This is a genomic window from Kitasatospora sp. NPDC036755, assembly GCF_040636595.1.
Lineage (GTDB): Bacteria > Actinomycetota > Actinomycetes > Streptomycetales > Streptomycetaceae > Kitasatospora.
The window spans coordinates 23,598-29,930 of sequence record NZ_JBEZUT010000074.1 but is presented as its reverse complement, the minus strand read 5'-3'; the positions used below and the strand labels follow the sequence as shown (position 1 = coordinate 29,930).

General features: G+C 74.7%; 6 protein-coding genes and 1 pseudogene. 1 reads left to right on the top strand and 6 read right to left on the bottom strand.

All coding sequences use genetic code 11. The annotated features are described in order from the left end of the window. Positions 1–472 (top strand): annotated as a pseudogene (locus tag AB0E96_RS14055) (hypothetical protein); the annotation flags it as partial. 7 nt (positions 473–479) lie between these two features. On the opposite strand, the gene AB0E96_RS14050 reads toward AB0E96_RS14055, so the two are convergent. From AB0E96_RS14050 to AB0E96_RS14025, 6 genes are read right to left on the bottom strand one after another with little or no spacing between them, the layout of a single operon-like run. Next, positions 480–1,268 (bottom strand): type III pantothenate kinase, encoded by a 789-nt coding sequence (locus tag AB0E96_RS14050; protein ID WP_359822670.1) that lies wholly within the window; start codon positions 1,266–1,268, stop codon positions 480–482. A gap of 46 nt (positions 1,269–1,314) precedes the next feature. Beyond that, positions 1,315–2,277: a carboxylating nicotinate-nucleotide diphosphorylase gene (gene nadC, locus AB0E96_RS14045; RefSeq protein WP_359822668.1), complete on the bottom strand. Its 963-nt coding sequence runs from the start codon at positions 2,275–2,277 to the stop codon at positions 1,315–1,317. Between the two features lie 4 nt (positions 2,278–2,281). After that, a complete protein-coding gene (locus AB0E96_RS14040) occupies positions 2,282–3,955 on the bottom strand; it encodes an L-aspartate oxidase (protein ID WP_359822665.1) in 1,674 nt (557 codons plus the stop codon). A 15-nt stretch (positions 3,956–3,970) separates the two neighbouring features. Beyond that, the gene (gene panD, locus AB0E96_RS14035) at positions 3,971–4,420 is read right to left on the bottom strand and encodes an aspartate 1-decarboxylase (RefSeq protein WP_359822662.1); all 450 of its coding nucleotides are present in this window, start codon (positions 4,418–4,420) and stop codon (positions 3,971–3,973) included. Between the two features lie 51 nt (positions 4,421–4,471). After that, on the bottom strand, positions 4,472–5,377 hold the full coding sequence (panC, locus tag AB0E96_RS14030) for a pantoate--beta-alanine ligase (protein WP_359822659.1): 906 nt from the start codon (positions 5,375–5,377) through the stop codon (positions 4,472–4,474). Next, on the bottom strand, positions 5,378–6,313 hold the full coding sequence (locus tag AB0E96_RS14025) for a DUF2520 domain-containing protein (RefSeq protein ID WP_359822657.1): 936 nt from the start codon (positions 6,311–6,313) through the stop codon (positions 5,378–5,380). Positions 6,314–6,333 lie beyond the last annotated feature (20 nt).

The following is a 6,333-nucleotide window of genomic DNA, read 5'->3' as shown; positions in this document are numbered from 1 at the left end:
CGGCTCGAAGACGTGGGCCGCCGTGCTGTCCGGGAACGGCTACCGGATGATGCTCCAGGAGTGGAACCGCGAGCCGCTGGAGCGGGGCGCGCCGATCACCCGCACCGACCCGCCGCTGACCGTGGACCAGCTCGCCGCCGTGGTGAAGGACCCGCGCTGGAAGCGGGTCATGGCGGCCATCCCGGACCGGCGCGCGGGGAAGCCGACCCCGCTGCCCGGAACGACCCAGGTCACCGTCCCGCCGCCGGTCGCGGACGGCCCGGCGACCCTCCCGCCGTCGCTCATGGGGAGCCTCGCGCCCCTCCCGCCGACCCCTTTCCGGCCGCTGCCCGAGGGGTCCGCGGCGACCGTCGCCCCGCCCGCCGCCGGGGGGCCGGCGAGCGGCCCGGCGTCCTCCGCCCTGCCGGGCTTCCCGACGGCCCCGGCGACCGGACCGGCCACCCTGCCGGGCTTCCCGACCCCCGGGAACTGAACTCCGCTCAGCTCGCGGGACGGTTGCGCTCGTACACCAGGCGCAGGCCGATCAGGGTCAGCCAGGGCTCGTGCACGTCGATGGTGGTGGCCTCGCCGAGGACGAGCGGGGCCAGGCCGCCGGTGGCGATCACCTGGACGTCGTCCGGGTCCTTGGCGAGCTCCCGGGCCATCCGCTCGACCAGGCCGTCGACCTGGCCGGCGAAGCCGTAGAGGATGCCGGACTGCATGCCCTCGACGGTGTTCTTGCCGATCACGTTGCGCGGGCGGGCCAGCTCGATCTTGCGCAGCTGGGCGCCGCGGACGCCGAGCGCCTCGACCGAGATCTCGATGCCGGGGGCGATCGCGCCGCCGACGTAGTCGCCGCGCGCGTTGACGGCGTCGAAGGTGGTCGCGGTGCCGAAGTCGACCACGATGCACGGGCCGCCGTACAGGTGGTTGGCGGCCAGCGCGTTGACGATCCGGTCCGCGCCGACCTCCTTGGGGTTGTCCATCAGGACGTGCACCCCGGTCTTCACGCCGGGCTCCACGATCACCGCGGGGACGTCGCCGTAGTAGCGGCGGGTCACCTCGCGGAGCTCGTGGAGCACGGCGGGGACGGACGAGCAGATCGCCAGGCCCTCCACCGCGGCCTCCCGGACCGCGGTGTGGTTGCCCATCAACCCCTGCAGCAGCACGGCCAGTTCATCGGCCGTGCGGCGCGAATCGGTGGAGATCCGCCAGTGTTCCACCACGTCCTCGCCGTCGAACAGGCCGAGTGTGGTCTGGGTGTTGCCGACGTCGATGGTGAGGAGCATGGGGCGCTTTCTGTGAGTCGGGACGGGTCTTCGTTCGACCTGACGGTCAGGCGCGCAGGTCCAGGCCGATGTCCAGGATCGGCGAGGAGTGGGTGAGCGCGCCCACGGCCAGGTAGTCGACACCAGTCTGGGCGACCTCGCGCGCACCGGCCTGGGCCAGTCCGCCGGAGGCCTCCAGCTTCGCCCGGCCGGCCACCAGCGCGACGGCCTCCTTCAGCTGTCCGACGGTGAAGTTGTCCAGCAGGATCAGGTCCGCCCCGGCCTCCAGCACCGGCGGGATCTGCTCCAGGGTGTCCACCTCCACCTCGACCGGCAGCTCCGGGTACGCGGCCCGGACGGCCCGGAAGGCCTCGGCCACGCCGCCGGCCGCGATCACGTGGTTGTCCTTCACCAGCGCGGCGTCCGAGAGCGCCATCCGGTGGTTGGCGCCGCCGCCGCAGCGCACCGCGAACTTCTCCAGCGCGCGCAGGCCCGGGGTGGTCTTGCGGGTGTCCCGGACCACCGCGCCGGTGCCCTCCAGGGCGTCCGCCCAGGCGCGGGTGGCGGTGGCGATGCCGGACAGGTGGCAGAGCAGGTTGAGCGCGCTGCGCTCGGCGGTCAGCAGGTCGCGGGTGCGGGAGCGGACCGAGAGCAGCACCTGGCCGGCCTCCACCCGGTCGCCGTCCTCGACGTGCCGCTCGACCTCGAACTCCTCCTCGCAGACCAGCGACACGACCGCCTCGGCGACCCGCAGGCCCGCCACCACGCCGGCCTGGCGGGCGGTGAAGTCGGCGGTCGCGACGGACTCGGCGGGCACGGTCGCCACCGAGGTGACGTCCTCGCCGCCGGCCAGGTCCTCGGCCAGCGCCAGGGTGGCGATGTCCTCGACCTCGACCGGGTCCAGCCCGGCCCGCTCCAGCAGCTCGGCCAGCTGCGGGTCCAGGCCGGTCTCGTACCCCTCGCCGTCCCCGCAGGCGCAGCCGTCGCCGCAGCCGCCGGCCATCGGGAGTTCCTCGTGGGAGTGGGTCATGGTTCTACTGCTCCTCAGGGGTGCTGACCGGGCCGCCGTCGGCGGCGAGGGTGGTGATCAGGTGGCGCCGCCAGTGGGCGTCGTCGCGCTCGGGGAAGTCCTCGCGCCAGTGGCAGCCGCGGGTCTCCTCGCGCTGCCGGGCGGCCGCGACCAGGGCGGTGGCGACCGTCAGCAGGTTGGCGGCCTCCCAGGTCTCCACCCGGGGGTCGGCCGGCTTCTCCTCGGCCACGTGCGCGTACGCCTGCTCGGCGAGCAGGACCAGGCCCGCCGCCGCGTCGGCCATCGAGGCGGCCGAGCGCAGCACGCCGGCGCCGCGCGACATCAGCCGCTGGATCTCGGCGCGCGCCTCGGAGGCCGGCAGCGGGACCGCGTGCGCGGACCGGACGGCCTCGACGTCCACGGTGCGCTCGGGCAGTCCGCCGGCCGCGTGCCGCTCGGCCAGGTCGGCGGCGATCCGCTCGGCGAAGACCAGGCCCTCCAGCAGGGAGTTGGAGGCCAGCCGGTTGGCGCCGTGCACCCCGGTGCAGGCGACCTCGCCACAGGCGTACAGGCCCGGGACGGACGTCCGGCCGTGCGGGTCGGTGACGACCCCGCCGGAGGCGAAGTGCGCGGCCGGGGAGATCGGGATCGGCTCGGTCACCGGGTCGATGCCGTGCGAGCGGCAGGTGGCGAGGATGGTCGGGAAGCGCTGTTCCCACATCGCGGCGCCGAAGTGCCGCCCGTCCAGGTACATGTGGTCGGTGCCGCGCTCCTGCATGCGCCGGGTGATCGCCTTGGCGACGATGTCGCGCGGGGCCAGTTCGGCCAGTTCGTGCTGCCCGACCATGAACCGCACGCCGTCCGCGTCCACCAGGTGGGCGCCCTCGCCGCGCACGGCCTCGGAGATCAGCGGCTGCTGGCCCTCGGCCTCCGGGCCGAGCCAGAGCACGGTCGGGTGGAACTGGACGAACTCCAGGTCGGTGACGGCGGCGCCGGCCCGCAGGGCGAGCGCCACACCGTCGCCGGTGGAGACGGCCGGGTTGGTGGTGGCGGAGAAGACCTGGCCCATGCCGCCGGTGGCGAGCACCACCGCGCGGGCCCGGACGGCGCCGACGCCGTCGCGGGTGCCCTCGCCCATCACGTGCAGGGTCAGGCCGGCGGCGTGGCCCTCGGCGTCGGTCAGCAGGTCCAGGACGAGGGCGTGCTCGATCAGTTCGAGGTCGGGGTCGGTGCGGACGGCGGCGACCAGGGCGCGCGAGACCTCGGCGCCGGTGGCGTCCCCGCCCGCGTGCACGATCCGGCGGCGATGATGGCCGCCCTCGCGGGTGAGCAGGATCTCGCCGTCCTCGCCGCGGTCGAAGTCGGCACCGGCCGCGATCAGCCGGCGGACGGCGTCCGGGCCCTCGGTGACGAGGGTGCGCACGGCCTCCTCGTCACAGATGCCGGCGCCCGCCACCAGGGTGTCGTCCAGGTGCTGCTCGGGGGTGTCGCCCTCGCCCAGGGCGGCGGCTATGCCGCCCTGGGCCCAGCGGGTGGAACCCTCGTCCAGCATCGCCTTGGTGACCACCATGGCCCGCAGGCCGGCCTTGCGGACGTTGAGCGCGACGGTGAGGCCGGCCACCCCGGATCCGACCACGACCACGTCGGTGGTGGCGGTCCAGCCGGGGGTCGGCGCGGTGAGGCGGTGCGTGACGGACATGGCTCAGTGGCTCCTTCAGCGGGCGCCGGCGGTGGCCGCGCCGGTGCGGTCACCGTACGCCCTGTCACCGCGGAGCAGTCCGGTGCCCTCCGGGGCCTCGGCCGGGTCCCCGCCGAAGCCGGTGATCCGGTTGTGCCCGTCCACGAAGACGACCTTCGGCTCGTAGCCCTTGGCCTCGGCCGTGTCCATCTGCCCGTAGGCGATGAGGATGACGAGGTCGCCGGGGTGGACCAGGCGGGCGGCGGCGCCGTTGATGCCGATCACGCCGGAGCCGCGCGGGCCGGCGATGGTGTAGGTCTCCAGCCGGGCGCCGTTGTCGATGTCGACGATGTGGACCAGCTCGCCGGGGAGCAGGTCGGCGGCGTCGAGCAGGTCCTCGTCCACCGTGACGGATCCCACGTAGTGCAGGTCGGCCTGGGTCACGGTGGCCCGGTGGATCTTGGACTTGAGCATGGTGCGGAGCATTGCGGGTCACGCCTCCTGTGAGTGCATGCCTGAAGGGGATTGCTGTCGGTACTACCGAACGATGATGCGGACGTTGTCGATCAGGCGGGTCGGGCCCACCTTCGCGGCGACGGCCAGCACCGCCTCGCCCTGGAAGTCGTCCGCCGCCTCCGAGAAGTCGTGCGGGTCGATCAGGGCGAGGTAGTCCAGGGTGACGCCCTCGGCGCCGTCCAGGACGGCCGAGGCGGCCTCGCGGACGGCCTTCGGGCCCTGCGCGGCGGCGTCCCGGCCCGCGAACAGGGCCTTGGAGAGGACGAGCGCCCGGTCGCGCTCCTCCGCCGAGAGGTAGCGGTTGCGCGAGGACAGCGCCAGGCCGTCCTCCTCGCGGACGGTCGGCACGCCGACGATCTCGACGTCGAAGTCCAGGTCCGCGACCATCCGCTGGATGATCGCCAGCTGCTGGGCGTCCTTCTCGCCGAAGAACGCGAAGTCCGGGTCCGTGATGTGCAGCAGCTTGGCGACCACGGTCAGCACGCCGTCGAAGTGGCCGGGCCGGGTGGCGCCCTCGTAGCGCTCGCCCATCGGGCCCGCCACCATGCGCACCTGCGGCTCGCCGTTCGGGTAGACCTCCTCGGCGGACGGCGCGAACACCACGTCGGCGCCGCTCTCCTCGGCCAGCTTCACGTCCTCGTCGAGGGTGCGCGGGTAGCGCTCCAGGTCCTCGCCCGGGCCGAACTGGAGCGGGTTGACGAAGACCGTCACCGCGACCCGGCCGTCCCGGCCGACCTGCTTGCGGGCGGCCCGGATCAGCGCGGCGTGGCCCTCGTGCAGCGCGCCCATCGTCATCACGACCGCGTTGTCCACCGGCTGCTCGTCCGGCCAGAACGCGGCCTCGAAGTCGTCCACGGTGCGGGTGACGACGGCCCGGTGGACCTTCGGCGTCCGCTGGGGCTTGTTCGACTGCTTACCGCGTGCCATCTAGCGCTTCTCCTCGTTCAGTACGTCCAGCAGCGCCGCCGCCGACGTTTCGTCGATCGTTCCGTTGGCGAGTGCCCGCTGCGCGGTGGCGCGGGCCATCGCCCGGTAGGCCGCCGGGATGTCCGGGGACACCGTACTGAGCTGCGCCAGGTGGCGCCGCACGGTGCCCGCGTCGCCCCGGGCGACCGGGCCGGTGAGGGCCGCGTCGCCGGCCCGCAGGCTGTTGTCCAGGGCGGCGCCCAGCAGCGGGCCGAGCATCCGGCCGGGCTCGGCGACGCCGGCCGTGCGCAGCAGGTCCATCGCCTGCGCGACCAGGGTGACCAGGTGGTTCGCGCCGTGCGCGAGGGCGGTGTGGTACAGCGGGCGGACCCCCTCGGGCACCCACTCCGGCTCGCCGCCCATCTCCACCACCAGGGCCTCGGCGACCGGCCGCAGCTCCTCCGGGGCGGTCACGCCGAACGGGCAGCCGGCCAGCCGCGCCAGGTCCACCGAGGTGCCGGTGAAGGTCATCGCCGGGTGCAGGGCCAGCGGCAGCGCCCCGGCCCGGGTGGCGGGCTCCAGGACGGCCACGCCGTGCGCGCCGGAGGTGTGCACGACCAGCTGGCCGGGGCGGACCGCGCCGGTGGCGGCCAGCCCGGCCACCAGGTCGGCCAGCGCGTCGTCGGGGACGGTCAGCAGCACCAGGTCGGCGGCGGCCAGCACCTGCGGCGGGGTGACGACCCGCACGCCCGGCAGCAGCGCCTCGGCCCGGCGGCGGGAGGTGGCGGACACCCCGGAGGCGGCGACCACGGTGTGCCCGGCGAGCTGGAGCGCCGCGCCCAGCGCGGGGCCGACCCGGCCGGTGCCGACCACGCCGACGGCCAGCCGGGCCGGGCGGTTGCCCGGGTCACCGGGATCGCCGTACGGGGCGAACTCGCTGAAGTCGGACGAACCCATGTCCACCCTTGTCCTGAATG

Bases quoted from the DNA above. Each gene is read 5' to 3' on its own strand.
- AB0E96_RS14050 (WP_359822670.1), bottom strand. From the start codon at position 1,268: ATGCTCCTCACCATCGACGTCGGCAACACCCAGACCACACTCGGCCTG.
- AB0E96_RS14040 (WP_359822665.1), bottom strand. From the start codon at position 3,955: ATGTCCGTCACGCACCGCCTCACCGCGCCGACCCCCGGCTGGACCGCC.
- panD (WP_359822662.1), bottom strand. From the start codon at position 4,420: ATGCTCCGCACCATGCTCAAGTCCAAGATCCACCGGGCCACCGTGACC.
- AB0E96_RS14025 (WP_359822657.1), bottom strand. From the start codon at position 6,313: ATGGGTTCGTCCGACTTCAGCGAGTTCGCCCCGTACGGCGATCCCGGT.
- panC (WP_359822659.1), bottom strand. From the start codon at position 5,377: ATGGCACGCGGTAAGCAGTCGAACAAGCCCCAGCGGACGCCGAAGGTC.
- nadC (WP_359822668.1), bottom strand. From the start codon at position 2,277: ATGACCCACTCCCACGAGGAACTCCCGATGGCCGGCGGCTGCGGCGAC.